At 62.3% G+C, this 15,159-nt stretch carries 17 protein-coding genes and 1 pseudogene; 3 read left to right on the forward strand and 15 right to left on the reverse strand.

The window, feature by feature from the left end; genetic code table 11:
- Positions 1-3: 3 nt before the first annotated feature.
- The 11 genes and pseudogenes from H0I86_RS32405 to ubiE all read right to left on the reverse strand — a co-directional run bounded on the left by H0I86_RS32405 (position 4) and on the right by ubiE (position 8,065).
- Positions 4-876 (reverse strand): methyl-accepting chemotaxis protein, encoded by an 873-nt coding sequence (locus H0I86_RS32405; RefSeq protein WP_373369416.1) that lies wholly within the window; start codon positions 874-876, stop codon positions 4-6.
- Positions 877-906: 30 nt separating this feature from the next.
- Positions 907-1,920, reverse strand: a pseudogene (locus H0I86_RS32410) (methyl-accepting chemotaxis protein); the annotation flags it as partial.
- 91 nt (positions 1,921-2,011) lie between these two features.
- Positions 2,012-2,719 (reverse strand): 16S rRNA (uracil(1498)-N(3))-methyltransferase, encoded by a 708-nt coding sequence (locus H0I86_RS02115; protein ID WP_135006196.1) that lies wholly within the window; start codon positions 2,717-2,719, stop codon positions 2,012-2,014.
- Positions 2,716-3,510: a twin-arginine translocase subunit TatC gene (gene tatC, locus H0I86_RS02120; RefSeq protein WP_053259344.1), complete on the reverse strand. Its 795-nt coding sequence runs from the start codon at positions 3,508-3,510 to the stop codon at positions 2,716-2,718. Before tatC ends, H0I86_RS02115 begins: the two co-directional genes overlap by 4 nt.
- Positions 3,507-3,947 carry a Sec-independent protein translocase protein TatB gene (gene tatB, locus H0I86_RS02125; protein WP_135006197.1) on the reverse strand — a complete coding sequence of 147 codons (441 nt, stop codon included), beginning with the start codon at positions 3,945-3,947 and terminating at the stop codon, positions 3,507-3,509. Before tatB ends, tatC begins: the two co-directional genes overlap by 4 nt.
- Before the next feature lie 10 nt (positions 3,948-3,957).
- A complete protein-coding gene (locus H0I86_RS02130; protein ID WP_135006198.1) occupies positions 3,958-4,236 on the reverse strand; it encodes a twin-arginine translocase TatA/TatE family subunit in 279 nt (92 codons plus the stop codon).
- A 25-nt stretch (positions 4,237-4,261) separates the two neighbouring features.
- Positions 4,262-4,594, reverse strand: coding sequence for a phosphoribosyl-ATP diphosphatase (locus H0I86_RS02135; RefSeq protein ID WP_007925883.1), 333 nt, complete (start codon positions 4,592-4,594; stop codon positions 4,262-4,264).
- A gap of 2 nt (positions 4,595-4,596) precedes the next feature.
- Positions 4,597-4,989: a phosphoribosyl-AMP cyclohydrolase gene (gene hisI, locus H0I86_RS02140; protein ID WP_007925882.1), complete on the reverse strand. Its 393-nt coding sequence runs from the start codon at positions 4,987-4,989 to the stop codon at positions 4,597-4,599.
- An 81-nt stretch (positions 4,990-5,070) separates the two neighbouring features.
- On the reverse strand, positions 5,071-6,675 hold the full coding sequence (ubiB, locus tag H0I86_RS02145; protein ID WP_135006199.1) for a ubiquinone biosynthesis regulatory protein kinase UbiB: 1,605 nt from the start codon (positions 6,673-6,675) through the stop codon (positions 5,071-5,073).
- Entirely contained in the window at positions 6,672-7,295 is a 624-nt protein-coding gene (locus H0I86_RS02150; protein ID WP_180923795.1) for a ubiquinone biosynthesis accessory factor UbiJ, read from the reverse strand. The genes ubiB and H0I86_RS02150 overlap by 4 nt, the downstream gene beginning before the upstream one ends.
- Positions 7,295-8,065: a bifunctional demethylmenaquinone methyltransferase/2-methoxy-6-polyprenyl-1,4-benzoquinol methylase UbiE gene (ubiE, locus tag H0I86_RS02155; protein ID WP_007925879.1), complete on the reverse strand. Its 771-nt coding sequence runs from the start codon at positions 8,063-8,065 to the stop codon at positions 7,295-7,297. The genes H0I86_RS02150 and ubiE overlap by 1 nt, the downstream gene beginning before the upstream one ends.
- Before the next feature lie 155 nt (positions 8,066-8,220).
- Between ubiE and H0I86_RS02160 the strand changes: the two genes are divergently transcribed.
- The 3 genes from H0I86_RS02160 to H0I86_RS02170 all read left to right on the forward strand — a co-directional run bounded on the left by H0I86_RS02160 (position 8,221) and on the right by H0I86_RS02170 (position 9,942).
- Positions 8,221-8,496: a polyhydroxyalkanoic acid system family protein gene (locus tag H0I86_RS02160; protein WP_007925878.1), complete on the forward strand. Its 276-nt coding sequence runs from the start codon at positions 8,221-8,223 to the stop codon at positions 8,494-8,496.
- 209 nt (positions 8,497-8,705) lie between these two features.
- Positions 8,706-9,128 carry a phasin family protein gene (locus H0I86_RS02165; protein ID WP_180923797.1) on the forward strand — a complete coding sequence of 141 codons (423 nt, stop codon included), beginning with the start codon at positions 8,706-8,708 and terminating at the stop codon, positions 9,126-9,128.
- Positions 9,129-9,138: 10 nt separating this feature from the next.
- A complete protein-coding gene (locus H0I86_RS02170; RefSeq protein WP_180923798.1) occupies positions 9,139-9,942 on the forward strand; it encodes a phasin family protein in 804 nt (267 codons plus the stop codon).
- A gap of 75 nt (positions 9,943-10,017) precedes the next feature.
- Here the strand turns inward: H0I86_RS02170 and H0I86_RS02175 are convergent, their stop codons facing one another.
- From H0I86_RS02175 to phaC (H0I86_RS02190), 4 genes are all read right to left on the reverse strand, one after another.
- Positions 10,018-10,638, reverse strand: coding sequence for a TetR/AcrR family transcriptional regulator (locus tag H0I86_RS02175; protein WP_180923800.1), 621 nt, complete (start codon positions 10,636-10,638; stop codon positions 10,018-10,020).
- A gap of 57 nt (positions 10,639-10,695) precedes the next feature.
- Entirely contained in the window at positions 10,696-12,378 is a 1,683-nt protein-coding gene (gene phaC / locus H0I86_RS02180; protein ID WP_180923802.1) for a class II poly(R)-hydroxyalkanoic acid synthase, read from the reverse strand.
- Positions 12,379-12,486: 108 nt separating this feature from the next.
- Positions 12,487-13,344: a poly(3-hydroxyalkanoate) depolymerase gene (phaZ, locus tag H0I86_RS02185; protein WP_180923804.1), complete on the reverse strand. Its 858-nt coding sequence runs from the start codon at positions 13,342-13,344 to the stop codon at positions 12,487-12,489.
- A 96-nt stretch (positions 13,345-13,440) separates the two neighbouring features.
- Complete coding sequence (gene phaC / locus H0I86_RS02190; protein WP_180923806.1) at positions 13,441-15,120, reverse strand: class II poly(R)-hydroxyalkanoic acid synthase; 1,680 nt, start codon at positions 15,118-15,120, stop codon at positions 13,441-13,443.
- Positions 15,121-15,159 lie beyond the last annotated feature (39 nt).

A 15,159-nucleotide genomic window follows, 5' to 3' on the forward strand; every position in this document is an offset into this window, starting at 1 on the left:
GGCTCAGACCCGGAAGCGCCCGACCAGGGTCTGCAGATGGGTCCCCAGGCGCGCCAGCTCGACGCTGGAGGCCGCTGTCTCCTCACTGGCTGCCGAGGTCTGCTCGGACACGTCGCGCACGTTCAGCACGCTTCTGTTGATTTCCTCGGCCACCGCGCTCTGCTGTTCGGCCGCGGCGGCGATCTGCTGGTTCATCGCCTGGATCGCCGAGACGGTGCGGGTGATGTTTTCCAGCGAGCCACCGGCCCGTCGGGTCAGCTCGACGCTGCTGTCGGTCAGGTCGCGGCTGTTGTCCATGATGTTGGCCACTTCCTGGGTGCCGTTCTGCAGGCCGACAATCAGCTCCTCGATCTCTTCGGTGGACTTCTGGGTGCGCTGCGCCAGGCTGCGCACCTCGTCGGCCACCACGGCGAAACCACGACCGGCCTCGCCCGCGCGGGCGGCTTCGATGGCGGCGTTGAGGGCCAGCAGGTTGGTCTGCTGGGCGACCGACTTGATCACGTCGAGCACGCTGCCGATCTTGTCGCTTTCCTGCTTCAGGTGGCCCATGGCGGCGGTGGAGTTGCCGACCTCGGCGGCCAGGCGTTCGATCTGCGCGATCGCCTCGCCGACCACCTTGTCGCCTTCGCGGGCCTGCTGATCGGCGGCGACCGCCGCTTCCGAGGCTTCTTCGGCGTTGCGCGCGACTTCCTGGACCGTGGCGGCCATTTCATTCATGGCGGTGGCGACCTGGTCGGTCTCGACTTTCTGGCTGTTGACCCCGGCGCTGGTCTGCTCGGTCACCGCCGACAACTGCTCGGCGGCGCTGGCAATCTGGGTGACGCCATCGCTGATGCCGCCGATCAGCTCGCGCAGGCTCTGGGTCATGCGTTGCATGGCCCGTTGCAGCTGGCCGAGCTCGTCGCGACGCTCGACCTGCAGGTTCTCGCTGAGATCGCCCGAGGCGACACGCTCGACCACCTTGAGGGTCTGGCGCAGCGGGATGACGATCTGCCGGGTGATGCTCCAGGCGGCAACCAGGCCGAACAGCAGGGCCAGGGCGGTGACAATGGCCAGGGTGCTTCTGGCCCGGGCAGCGTCGCTGTCGCGTTTGTGGGTTTGCGCGGTGGTCAACTGCTTGCTGACTTCCATCAGGCGGTCGCCCTGGGCCGCCATGCGTTTGAGGGCGGCGGCGCTGGCCACCTGGGAGTCGCGGAAATCGCTGACCGCGGAGCGGTAGCCCTTGAGGGCGTCGGTGGCCTGCTGCAGGTTGGCCAGGTGCTGTTCCGGCAGCTTGGCCGGCAGGCTGGCGAGGTTGTTCAGGGCGTTGTCGATGGCGTCCAGCGCCGGCTGTTCGGCCTCGGCCTTGCCGCTGTAGGTGTAGCCGCGGACCTGGAAGCGCGCCTGCTGGATCAGTTTGCTCAGGTCGATGACGCTATTGAACTGCGCCACGCTGTCGCCCTGCAGCATGGATTTCTCCACTTCGGCCACCCGGGCCACGGCGTTATCGGCGGTGGCGCCCAGTTTGGCGCGGGCGGCTTCGCGGCTGGCGGTGGCGCGGGTCATGTCGGCGAAGGCCAGCTTGTACTCGCTGACGGCGGCGATCTGCTGGTCGATCATGGCGATGCTTTCAGGCATTTCCAGCATCTTGCGTGCGCGTTGCAAGCCTTCGTCGAGTTTGTTCAGCAGCTCGCTGACGGCCCCCGGCCCCTGCTCGCCACGGCGCATTTCATAGTCCAGGCGCGCGATGCGCAGGTCCTTGGTCAGCTCGTTGAGGCTGGAGATATAGCCCAGCTTGTCGCCGCGCTCGATCACATTGCCCAGGCCCAGCCAGCCGGTCGCGGTGATCAGCAGGGTCAGTAGCAGCACCAGACCGAAGCCAACGCCGAGTTTGAGGTTGACGCTTACATTTCCCAGACTCTGGGCTAACCAACGGTACATGCCGCGAACTCCCTTGGGCTATTAATAGGTTTTGTAGAGAACCTATCGGCTGCGTCAGATAAATCTGAAGCGCAGGAGCGAGTGGGGTTAGTTAGAAGAGGCGGGCGAGAAGGGCGGTAACGGCGGTTTCGACCCGCAGGATGCGCTCGCCGAGCTGCACCGGGCGCAGGCCGGACTTGCCCAGCAGGTCTATTTCGTAGGGGATCCAGCCGCCTTCCGGGCCGATGGCCAGGGTCACCGGTTCATCCAGGCCGCGAGGGCAGGCCGGGTACTGGCCGGGATGGCCGACCAGCCCGAGGGTACCTTCGACCAGCGTCGGCAGGCGGTCTTCGACGAAGGGTTTGAAGCGCTTTTCGATGACCACTTCCGGTAGCACGCTGTCGCGGGCCTGTTCCAGGCCGAGGATCAGTTGCTCGCGAATCGCCTCGGGTTCGAGGAAAGGCGTTTGCCAGAAGCTTTTCTCGACCCGGTAGCTGTTCACCAGCACCAGCCGGGGCACGCCCATGGCGGCGACGGTTTGCAGCACCCGACGGAGCATTTTCGGGCGCGGCAGGGCCAGCACCAGGGTCAGGGGCAGCTTGGCTGGCGGTGGCTGGTCGAGGCTGACTTGCAGCTCGGCCTCCCCGGGCTCCAGGCGCAGCAGCTCGGCCGAGCCCATCAGGCCGCCGATACGGCCGACCCGCAGGCTGTCGCCCACCGCGGCCCGATGGACTTCCTGCATGTGGGTCAGGCGGCGATCGCGCAGGATCACCCGGTCGGCCGCGATGAAGTCGGCCTCCTCGAGCAGCAGCAGGTTCACGCTTGGGTCGCTGGCGGCTGGTCGTTGTGGTCTTCAGCCGGCTGGTCGTCCGGATGATCGCCGCGCTTGCTGATCAGGCTGCCGAACAGGATGCCGATCTCGAACAGCAGCCACATCGGTACCGCCAGCAAGGTCTGGGAGAAGATGTCCGGCGGGGTCAGGATCATGCCGACCACGAAGCAGCCGATGATCACGTACGGGCGGATCTTCTTCAGGTAGGCGACGTTGACCACGCCGATCCACACCAGCAGCACCACCGCCACCGGGATCTCGAACGCCACGCCGAAGGCGAAGAACAGGGTCATGACGAAGTCGAGGTAGCTGGTGATGTCGGTCATCATTTCCACGCCGGCCGGGGTGGCTGCGGCGAAGAACTTGAAGATCAGCGGGAACACCAGGAAGTAGGCGAAGGCCATGCCGATGTAGAACAGCAGGATGCTGGAGACCAGCAGCGGTACGGCGATGCGCTTTTCATGCTTGTACAGGCCGGGGGCGATGAAACCCCAGATCTGGTGCAGGATCACCGGGATCGCCAGGAACAGCGAGACCATCATCGTCAGCTTGAGCGGGGTCAGGAACGGCGACGCCACGTCGGTGGCGATCATCGTTGCGCCCGCCGGCAGGTACTGGCGCAGCGGCGTGGAGACGATGGTGTAGATCTGCTGGGTGAAGGCGAACAGCCCGCCGAAGATCAGGAAGATCGCCGCCACGCAGCGCAGCAACCGGGTGCGCAACTCGGTGAGGTGCGACACCAGAGGCATATGTTGGTCGTTTTCCGGAATATCGCTCATGGGGCTCGCGGCGGCAAAGTAGGGTCGTGGGGGGCTGGCGTGACAGGCGTTGTCACGGGCGCAGCCGGTTCGGCCGGTGCAGTTGCGGCAGTAGGGCTCGCTGTGGTCGCGCTGGCTGGCGCTTCAGGTGCCGCGGCGGGCGCATGAGTGCTCTGTTCGGCCACGGGCTCGACCGGTGTCGGCTGTTGCTGGATCGGATTGAGGATTTTCCGCGCTTCCTGTTCCAGCGACAGAATGTGTTCGTTGTGCAGTTGCCGACGAATTTCATCGGCACCGATCTCCCGTTCAACTTCCTGCTTGATCGCATTGAAGCTGCGCTTCAGGCGGCCGACCCACAGGCCTGCCGTGCGCGCAGCGCCCGGCAGACGCTCGGGGCCGAGCACCAGCAGGGCCACCAGGCCGACGAGCAGCAGTTCAGAGAAGCTGATACCAAACATTAGTCAGTGCTCACGAGTCTTTGCGGGTCGGCTCTTCGACTTTTTGCGCCTGCACGTCGATGGTGTGCGGCTGGTTCAGCGGAGCGCTTTGCGGCTGGACCGGCGGAGCAGGCTGGGCGGTCGGTGGCACGTCAGGCTCGGCGTTTTTTTCGTCGTCGTTCATGGCCTTGCGAAAGCCCTTGATCGATTCGCCGACGTCGGTGCCGAGGTTTTTCAGTTTCTTGGTGCCGAACACCAGCACCACGACAATCAGGATGACGATCCAGTGTTTCCAGTCAAAAATGCCCATGCTGCGTTTCCTCTCTAAATAATGTTCAGGCGGACGGACGCGAGGCTTTCTCGGCGTGTCCGGACAAACCGAAGCGCCGGTCCAGTTCATCGAGAACGGCCTGCGGATGCTGCCCCAGCTGGGCGAGCATGACCATGGTGTGAAACCACAGGTCGGCGGTTTCGTAGATCACATCGCTGCAGTCACCGCTGTGGGCGGCGTCCTTGGCGGCGATGATGGTTTCCACCGATTCCTCGCCGACTTTTTCCAGAATCTTGTTCAGGCCCTTGTGGTACAGGCTGGCGACATAGGAAGTGTCGGCGGCGGCGCCTTTGCGCTCTTCCAGCACCTGGGCCAGACGGGTCAGGGTATCGCTCATGTTCAGTGTCCTGCTTGATAGATCGCGTGCGGGTCTTTGAGTACCGGATCGACCGTTTTCCAGTCGCCGTTTTCATAAACGCGGTAGAAGCAGCTCTGGCGGCCTGTGTGGCAGGCGATGTCGCCGATCTGTTCGACCATCAGGATGATGACGTCGGCATCGCAGTCCAGGCGCATTTCATGAAGCTTTTGCACATGCCCGGACTCTTCTCCCTTGCGCCATAGCTTGCCACGCGAACGTGACCAGTAGATGGCACGGTTTTCGGCAGCGGTCAGGCTCAGCGCCTCGCGGTTCATCCAGGCCATCATCAGCACGCGCCCGGTCTTGTGATCCTGGGCGATGGCCGGCACCAGGCCGTCAGCGTCCCATTTGATCTCGTCCAGCCAATCTTTCATCTTCGACTCCGACAACAGGGCTCGACGCGCTCGTCGAGCCTCGGCGATGAGAAACAGTGTGCCAGCCGCTAGCCCGGCTGGCTATCGGCGCACGACCAGATACAAGCCCACGGCCATCATGATGCCGGCCGGCCAGTGACCCAGTTCGTTCAGCGGTCCGCCGGCCGCGAGGATCGCGCCACCACCCAGGTGCGCCGCGCCGAGAAGGCGCAGGAACCAGTCGTCCTTGCGCCGTTTCCAGGGCGGCGAAGGATCCTGGGCATGGGGCTGGGACATGCGTTCGAGCAGGTCGCGGGTCATGTTGGCCAGGTGCGGCAGTTGCTCGACCTGGCTGTGCAGGTTGCCCAGCAAGGCTTTCGGGCTGACGCGCTCGCGCATCCAGCGTTCGAGGAACGGCTGGGCGGTGTTCCACAGGTCCAGCTCCGGGTACAGCTGGCGGCCCAGGCCTTCGATGTTCAGCAGGGTCTTTTGCAGCAGCACCAGTTGCGGCTGCACTTCCATGTTGAAGCGGCGAGCGGTCTGGAACAGGCGCATCAGCACCTGGCCGAAGGAAATATCTTTTAACGGTTTTTCGAAGATCGGCTCGCACACGGTACGGATTGCCGCTTCGAATTCGTTGAGTTTGGTCTCTGCCGGCACCCAGCCCGAATCGATGTGCAGTTGCGCCACGCGCCGGTAGTCGCGTTTGAAGAACGCGAACAGGTTGCGGGCCAGGTAGTCCTGGTCTTCCGGGGTCAGGCTGCCGACGATGCCGCAGTCGATGGCGATGTACTGCGGGCTCCACGGCTGCACGGTGCTGACGAAGATATTGCCCGGATGCATGTCGGCGTGGAAGAAACTGTCGCGGAACACCTGGGTGAAAAAGATCTCCACGCCGCGCTCGGCGAGCATTTTCATGTCGGTGCGCTGGTCGGCGAGGGTGGCCAGGTCGGTCACCTGGATCCCGTAGATGCGTTCCATGACCAGCACTTTCGGCCGGCACCAGTCCCAGTAGACCTGCGGCACGTAGAGCAGCGGCGAGCCTTCGAAGTTGCGCTTGAGCTGGCTGGCGTTGGCCGCTTCGCGCAACAGGTCGAGTTCGTCGTAGATGGTCTTTTCATAATCGCTGACCACATCCACCGGGTGCAGCAGGCGGGCGTCGGCCGAAACCTTTTCGGCGGCGCGGGCGAGGATGAACAGCCAGGCCAGATCCTGGGCGATGACCGGCTTGAGGCCCGGGCGGATGACCTTGACCACCACTTCTTCGCCGCTCTTGAGCTGGGCGGCGTGGACTTGCGCCACCGAAGCGGAGGCCAGTGGCTCGATATCGAAGCGGCTGAATACATCGCTGATCTTCTTGCCCAGCTGCTCCTCGATCAGCGCCACCGACTTCTTCGAGTCGAAGGGCGGCACGCGGTCCTGCAGCAGCATCAGCTCGTCGGCGATGTCTTCAGGCAGCAGGTCGCGACGGGTCGAGAGAATCTGGCCGAACTTGATGAAGATCGGCCCCAGGTCCTGCAAGGCCAGGCGCAGGCGCGCACCGCGGCTCAGTTCCAGCTGCTTGCGCGGGAACCAGCGCCAGGGCAAGGCGTAGCGCAGCGCCAGGAGGAGCCAGGGCAGGGGCAGGGCGAACAGCAGGTCATCGAGGCGGTAGCGGATCACGACGCGCTGGATGCGCAACAAACGGCGGACGGCAAGCAGCTTCATGCGTTATCGCTTGGGTCAAGGGATCGGGAAAGGCGCTCGAAGCGCGCCTCGAGGCGTTCCAGGTCGAGCTTGACCCGGTCCAGTTCGCTGAAACGGGCTTCGGCTTCGTGCTGGCCCACCAGGGTGCGTGATTCTTCGGCCAGGTATTCGGCGAGGTTCTGGTTCAGGCTGGCGAAACCCTGGCGATACCAGCGCGTGCGGCTGCGTAAATGGCCGCTGAGCAGCTGGGTGGCTACCGGACCGAGCCAGCGCGAGAGTTCGTACTCCCAGTCCAGCTCCAGGTCCTGGAGGATGGCCGCCAGTTCCAGTAGCACGCCGCTGTCGCCTTCCAGCTCGACCTCGGGGCTGTGCAGCACCGAAGTCTTGTCCTGGCTCAGGGCCAGGCGCACCAGGCTCGAGGCCGGCGTCCGCAGGGTGCAGTCGGCGTCGGCCGCCCAATGCGCGGCGAGGGTCAGGCCCTCGTCGCCGGGAATGACGAACAGCTGCACGCTCGGGCTGCGGCAATCGACGGCGATGACCTTGCCGTTCAAATGCTGCAAGCGTGGCAAAGCCGTGCTGTCGAGACGCAGTACACGGTTGAGGCTGTGCTCGACGCTGGCAAGCAGGCCGCTGAACAACATCAGGGTTTGATACCGCGGTGCAGGGCGACGATGCCCGCGGTCATGTTGTGGTAGGTCACGCGATCGAAACCGGCCTCGACCATCATTGACTTCAGGGTTTCCTGGTTCGGGTGCATGCGGATCGATTCGGCCAGGTAGCGATAGCTTTCCGAGTCATTGGTGATCAGCTTGCCGGCCAGCGGCATGAAGGCGAACGAGTAGGCGTCGTAGACCTTGGACATCAGCGCGTTGGTCGGCTTGGAGAACTCCAGCACCAGCAGGCGGCCACCGGGCTTGAGCACCCGCAGCATCGAGCGCAGGGCGTCTTCCTTGTGGGTCACGTTACGCAGGCCGAAGGCGATGGTCACGACGTCGAAATGGTTGTCCGGGAACGGTAGCTTTTCCGCGTCGGCCTGAACGAACTCGATGTTGCCGGCCACGCCCTTGTCGAGCAGGCGGTCGCGACCGACCTTGAGCATGGAGGCGTTGATGTCCGCCAGCACCACCTGGCCGGTAGGGCCCACCAGATGGGAGAACTTGCGGGTCAGGTCGCCGGTGCCGCCGGCGATGTCCAGCACTCGATTGCCCGGGCGAACGCCGGACAATTCGATCGTGAAGCGTTTCCACAGGCGATGCATGCCACCGGACAGTACGTCGTTCATCAGGTCGTACTTGGCGGCCACCGAGTGGAACACTTCAGCGACTTTTTCCGCCTTCTGGCTTTCCGGAACGTTTTTGAAGCCGAAGTGAGTGGTGGGTTCGGCATCGCTGCCTTTGCGCTGATCAGTCATATCGCTGTCACCAAAAGAGAATGCGGGACATTCTAATCCCGGTGGCGGTCTTTGTCTTGGCAAGGCTGAATGTAAGATAGTGAAGCGCCGGGGCGTTTTGACGCAGCGCAGCTCAAGACGCTCAAGGCAAGTCCCGATAAAACAGGAGTCATTCAATGGCCCGTATAAGTGTTGAGCGTGCCCACGGCCTGGGTAAGGAAGCAGCCCGCGAAAAGGCTGACCAGTTGGCGCAGAAACTGGCCGATCAGTATGGCCTTGAGCCGCAGTGGTCGGGCGATACCCTGAACCTCAAGCGTTCGGGGGTCAAAGGTGCGGTGCAGGTGGGAGACGATTCGATCAGGGTCGATGTCGAGCTGGGCCTGTTGATGTCCGCCATGAGCGGCATGATCAAGTCGGAAATCGAAAAGGCGCTGGATAAAGCCCTGGTCTGAGCCACTTTCGTAGAAGTCGGCTTGCCGGTGATCTCGGGTGTTGTCATGACGCCTGGAAAAACATCGCTGGCGAGCCGGTTATCTCCAATAACCCCTCCACCTTTTTATGACATTGGTTAGGGTGCCGATTCTAATTTTTCTCACTACTTTGTGCCTGAGCCCACTTTCCTGCGGGCAGTTCCTCAAACCTTCTGCGCGTGAGGTGCACCATGGCCAAAGCAATTCTGAAGAAAAAAGTTGATGTCGCATCAACCACTCTGAGCGAAGTCAAATCCTATGCCCGCAAGATCTGGCTGGCAGGCCTGGGTGCCTACACCAAGGTCGGTCAGGAAGGCAGCGAGTACTTTCAAGAGCTCGTTAAAGCCGGTCAAGCTGTTGAAAAAAAAGGCAAAAAAGTTGTGACTGAACAACTTGAGGCCGCCAACAGTCAGATTGATAGCGTGAAGGGGGATGTCACCAGTCTCAGGGGCAAAGTCGAAGTGCAGCTGGATAAAGTCGAGAGGGCTTTTGACACGCGCGTCGCAAGTGCCTTGAATCGCATTGGCATTCCGTCTAAACATGACGTTGAGACACTCTCTGCTAAGCTCGATGAGCTGACGGCATTGCTCGAACGTGTCGCGCGTAAACATTAAGGAGAACGGGATGGCTGGTAAAAAGAATACTGAAAAAGAAGGCAGCTCGTGGATCGGGAAGGTCGAAGACTACTCCCGTAAAATCTGGCTTGCTGGTTTAGGCGTGTACTCGAAAATCGACACTGACGGCAGCAAGCTTTTCGAGTCGCTGGTCAAGGATGGCGAGAAAGCCGAGAAGCTCACCAAAAGCGCTGTCGGCAAGAAAGTCGATGCCGCCAAGGACTCCGCGAGCTCGGCAAAATCGCGCATCAGTGGCGTCAAGGACCGCGCGCTGGGCAAGTGGGACGAGCTGGAAGGTGCATTCGACAAGCGCTTGAACAGTGCCATTTCGCGTCTGGGCGTGCCCAGCCGCAATGAAGTCAAGGCGCTGCACAGCAAGGTCGACACCCTGACCAAACAGATCGAGAAACTCACAGGCGCCAAGGTGGCTCCGATCGCGGCCAAGACTGCAGCGGTCAAACCTTTGGCTAAAGCCGCGGCCAAACCGGCAGCCAAAGCTCCGGCGAAGGCAGCAGCCAAGCCTGCCGCGAAACCGGCAGCCAAAACTGCGGCGGCCAAGCCGGCTGCAAAACCTGCCGCCAAGCCAGTAGCGGCCAAACCTGCCGCCAAACCAGCGGCCAAGCCCGCTGCGAAACCGGCGGCGAAAAAACCGGCAGTGAAGAAACCGGCAGCACCCAAGGCCGCTGCACCGAAGCCCGCGGTTGCCGCCAAGCCGGCAGCACCGGTCAGCCCTGCGAACTCCGCAGTGGTGCCAAGCCCTGCCGTCACCCCGACTGTCGCGCCAGCACCTGCGACGCCAACCAGTCAGTCCTGAGTCTTTCGGGACATACAAAAACGCCCGGCCTGCAAAGGTCGGGCGTTTTTGTTTGTGGGATTCTTGCTGCGCCGATCAATCGTGTTCGTCGAGGTAACGCAGGGCCATTTGTTCGGTGGCCAGTTTCGCCGGTGGCAGCAGGTGCGGCGCCACCAGCATCATGATCTGGTAGACCACCACCCTTACCTCACCCTCGCGATCGAGGATGCGCTGATAGTCCAGCGAGAACAGCAGGGTCATGGTGATCTGTTCCACCAGTTGCCCCAGCGCCTGGGTATCGCTGACCAGTTGTCCCGAAGCCTTGAGCCTGGCCAGTAGCGAGGCCAGGGTGCGCTTCAGGGCGTTGAGCAGGTTGCGAATCCCCTTGGCCAGCTTCGGCAGGCGTCCGGCCAGGTTGGACAGGTCCTGGAACAGGAAGCGGTAGTGCGCCAGGCGTTCGACGATCAGGTGCAGGAACAGCCAGTAGTCTTCGGGCGCCAGGTGCACATCGGCGGGCGGATCGAGCAGGGGCGTCAGCTCATTCTGAAAACGCTCGAACAGCCCGAGGACCAGCGGCTCCTTGCCGTGAAAGTGGTAGTAGAGGTTGCCGGGGCTGATCCCCATTTCGTTGGCAACTTCCATGGTCGAGACATTGGGTTCGCCCTTGTGGTTGAACAGCAGCAGGGCACATTCGAGTATCCGGTCGCGGGTTTTCATCCAGTCTTCTTGGTTGTTCAGTCAGGCCGCGACCCTCGGGCCGCGGCGCGGGGAAATTCAGCGGACGCGCACGTAGGTGCCAGGCGCCGCCTCCATCGGTGGGTAATTCTGGTTACCCAGGGTCATCAGGGTTTCGCGCTGGGCGCCGGAACGCTGCTGGATCCATTCCAGCCATTGTGTCCACCAGCTGCCGTCGACGTGCTTGGCGTCGTAGTACCAGGCCCGCGGGTCGCTGCTGAGCTTGCCGTTTTCGACGTAGTTGGCCTTGGGATTGTTCGGCGGGTTGAGGATGCTCTGCACGTGCCCGCTGTTGGACAGCACAAAGCGCTTTTCGCCGCCCAGCAGCAGGGTTGAGCGATACACCGCATCCCAGGGGGTGATGTGGTCGTTGATTCCGGCAACGCTGAAACTGTCGACCGTGACTTTTTGCAGGTCGATTGGTGTGCCGCAGACTTCCAGGCCACCGGGATGACTCATCGGGTTGTGCTTGAAGAAATCCAGCAGATCGCCATGAAAGGCAGCCGGCAGCCGAGTGTTGTCGTTGTTCCAGTAGAGGATGTCGAACGCCGGCGGCTCCTTGCCCAGCAGGTAGTTGTTGACCCAGTAATTCCAGATCAGGTCGTTGGGCCGCATCCAGGCGAACACCTTGGCCATGTCGCGACCTTCGAGCACGCCGCGTTGATAGGAGCGGCGCTTGGCTGCCTCCAGGGTCTGCTCGTCGGCGAACAGGGCCGCGGGACTGTCCATCTGGCTGTCCAGCAGGCTGACCAGGTAGGTGGAGCTGGAGACCCGGCGCAGTTGTCGCTTGGCTTGCAGGTGGCCTTGCAAGGCGGCAATGGTCAGGCCGCCGGCACAGGCCCCCATCAGGTTCACGTCTCGACTGCCGGTGATCGCCCGGCAGACATTCATGGCTTCCTCCACGGCCTCGACATAGCTCGACAGGCCCCATTCGCGATGCCGGACATCGGGATTGCGCCAGCTGATGATGAAGGTCTGCAGGCCGTTTTTCAGGGCGAACTGCACGAAGCTGTTGGCGGGACTGAGGTCGAAGATATAGAACTTGTTGATCTGTGGCGGCACAATCAGCAGGGGCCGGGCGTACTGTTTTTCGCTCATCGGCTTGTACTGGATCAGTTCCAGCAGCTCGTTGCGAAACACCACCGAACCGGGGGTGGTGGCCAGGTTCTTGCCGACTTCGAAGGCCTGTTTGGTGACCTGGCTGGGCAGGCCATTGTTATGCAGCAGGTCGTCGACCAGATGACCGATGCCGCGGATCACGCTGTTGCCACCGGAGTTGAAGATCTCCTTGATCGCCAGCGGATTGAGCAGGGTGTTGGACGGTGCCACGGCATCGTTGAGCAGGTTGAAGGCAAAGTGCGCGCGGGCCCGGTCGTCCGCGCTCATGCTGCTGTCGTCGATCCAGCTTTTGATCTGTTTCTGCCAGCTGAGATAGGCCTGCAGGCCGCGTCGGTAAAACGGGTTCAGGCTCCAGGTCGGATCGGAGAACCGGCTGTCCTGGGGGTTGGGTTTGTGCAGCGTTTCCCCCAGCAGGACACGGCCCAATTGGCCACCCAGCGCCAAGGCGTGGCGGGCGCTGTGCGCTGGGTGGCGCAGGCCGTAGGTGGCCACGCTGCGCAGGGTCGACAGCAAGTCACGGCCACGCAGGCCGGTGATGGCACTCTGGGCTGTGATGTAGGTGGCGGGCGTGGGCAACGAGCCCGCCGTTGGTTTGTCTCGCATGCTTCAACACTCCTTCGTCAAGCCATCAACAAGCACACCAAGACAAACACCATAGTCGGTCCTGAACCATCCTGCGCGCGCGACGATCCTGTCGGCAGACGCTTTTTGCTACGTACCGCTGAACGGTGTCGGATGCGGGTGCATCACTGCCCGCTGCCGTTCCTCCTCGAGGAATTTCATGATGATCGGCGCGACGGCTTCGGCCCGGGTAATCAGGAACAGATGCCCGTCGTCGATGATGTGCAGCTGGGCGTTGGGAATTCGCCACGCCAACATGCGCATGTTGATCAGCGGGATCAGCGGGTCGTCGTCGCCGGCCAGTATCAGGGTCGGCTGGTGGATCTTGTGCAGCCAGTGGATGCTGGTCCAGCCGAGGCCGGCGAACAATTGCCAGTAGTAGCCCAGCTTGCCCGCCGAGCGGACCTTGCTGGCATGCTCGGCGGCGAGGTTGGGGTCGCGGCGGAACGAGCCGCCGTAGATCAGGGGGGCGATGCGCATCACATGGGAGGGTTGGATGTAGCGCCGCGGGCTGGCCATCATCCACAGCACATTGGGTTTGCCTGGCACCATGAAGGCGCCAGCGGCGGTAGCGGCCAGCACCAGTTTCTTGCAGCGTTCGGGGTAGTCGTAGGCGAACTGCTGGGCTAGCGCCCCGCCCCAGGACACACCCACCACATTGACCTGCCCATAGTCGAGGTAATCGAGCATTCGTGCAGTCAACTTGGCCAGGCTGGGAAAACGGTAGGGTAGGCTCGGCGTCGAGGAGCCACCAACGCCCGGTACGTCGAAGGCGATGACTTCCAGGTCCGGGTCCAGAGCCTGGACGAATGGAAACACCAGCTCCAGGTTGGCGCCGATACCATTGAAGATCAGCAAGGGTGTCAAGTGAGGCTTGCCTGAGCGTACCGCGGTGCGGATGGTCTGGCCATCCAGGTCGACGGTGCGAAAGATGAACGGTTGAGGCATGCCTTGGCCCTGTTGGTGGAATCGTTGCCTGCAGGATCGAGTCGCTTGCGCAGCAGCATCAGCGCAAGCGGCTCGATCCTGCAGGCTTGCTATCGGTTAACGTTCATGGACATAAGTACCCGGCGCCGCCTCGGCCGCTGGATACGCCTTGTTGCCGAGAATGCTCGGCGTCTTTTTCAGTTTGCCCGAGCGCTCCGCCTGCCAGGCCTGCCAGTGCAGCCACCAGGAGTCAGTGTGCTTGGTCGAGTTTTCCTGCCAGTCGTCGGCGCTGGGCGGCATCTCTTCGCTGGTCATGTAGCGCGACTTGGGGTTGCCTGGCGGGTTGAGGATACTCTGGATATGCCCGCTGCTGGAAAGGACGAATTCGACCTTGCCGCCGAACAGTTGGGCCGACTTGTAGCAGGACTTCCACGGGGTGATGTGGTCGTTGGTGCCGGCCAGGGAGAAGATGTCGGCGGTGACCTGTTTCAGGTCGATCGGCGTACCGCACACTTCCAGTGCGTTGGGGCGGATCAGTGGATTGTTTTTGAACATTTCGATCAGGTCGCCGTGGAAGGCCGCGGGCAACCGGGTGGTGTCGTTGTTCCAGAACAGGATATCGAACACCGGTGGCTCGTTGCCCAGCAGGTAGTTGTTCACCCAGTAGTTCCAGATCAGGTCGTTGGGCCGCATCCAGGCGAAGACCTTGGCCATGTCGCGGCCTTCCAGCACGCCAGCCTGATAAGAGTGACGCTTGGCGGCTTCCAGGGTCTGCTCGTCGACGAACAGCGCCACCTGTGTATCGAGGGTGGTATCGAGCACGCTGACCAGCAGGGTCAAGGCATTGACCTTCTTCTCGCCCAGGGCCGCGTAGTGCCCCAGCAGCGCGGTGCAGGTGATGCCGCCGGAGCAGGCACCGAGCATGTTCACATCCTTGCTGCCGGTGATGGCGGTGACCACGTCGACCGCTTCTTTCAGCGCTTCGATGTAGGTCGACAGGCCCCACTCGCGCTGCGCCTTGGTCGGGTTGCGCCAACTGACGATAAAGGTCTGCAAGCCGTTGCGCAGACAGAAGCGCGCCAGGCTCTTGTCCGGGCTGAGATCGAAGACATAGAACTTGTTGATCTGTGGCGGGACCACCAGCAGCGGGCGCTCGTGCACCTGCTCGGTCACCGGGCGGTACTGGATCAGCTCCAGCACGTCGTTGCGAAACACCACCGCGCCTTCACTGGTGCCCAGGTTCTTGCCGATCTCGAAGGCGTCCATGTTGACCTGGCTCGGCATGCCGCCGTTGTGCACCAGGTCCTTGGCCAGATGGGAGAGGCCATCGAGCAGGCTTTTGCCGCCGGTCTCGAAGAAGCGTTTGACCGCCGCGGGGTTGGCGGCGGTGTTGGTCGGCGCCATGGCTTCGGTCATCAGGTTGATGACGAAGTGGCCGCGACTGATGTCCTGTTCGGAGAGGTTGCTGTGGCCGATCCAGTCGTGAAGCTCCTTGCGCCACGCCAGGTAGGTTTGCAGATAACGCTTGTACAGCGGGTTCTGGCTCCAGGCCGGATCGTTGAAGCGACGGTCATCGCTCTCCGGTTGCAGCGTCGATTTGCCGAACATCACGTTCTTCAGTTCGACGCCGAAATGGGCCACATGTTTGGCGCTGTGCAGCGGTTGTTTGATGGCCTGGGTCAGCACCATTCGAGCAGAGGTAAGCAGATCTTTCCGACGTAAACCGATGACAGGATTCAGGCCCAGAGTGTTTTCCGAGGCTTGGCGTTTCAGGTCATCGTTATTCTTGTTACTCATCTACGACGCTCCATTGTCCTGAGACGAGTACCGGACCTG

The sequence above is a fragment of the Pseudomonas chlororaphis subsp. aurantiaca genome, assembly GCF_013466605.1.
Lineage (GTDB): Bacteria > Pseudomonadota > Gammaproteobacteria > Pseudomonadales > Pseudomonadaceae > Aquipseudomonas > Aquipseudomonas chlororaphis_I.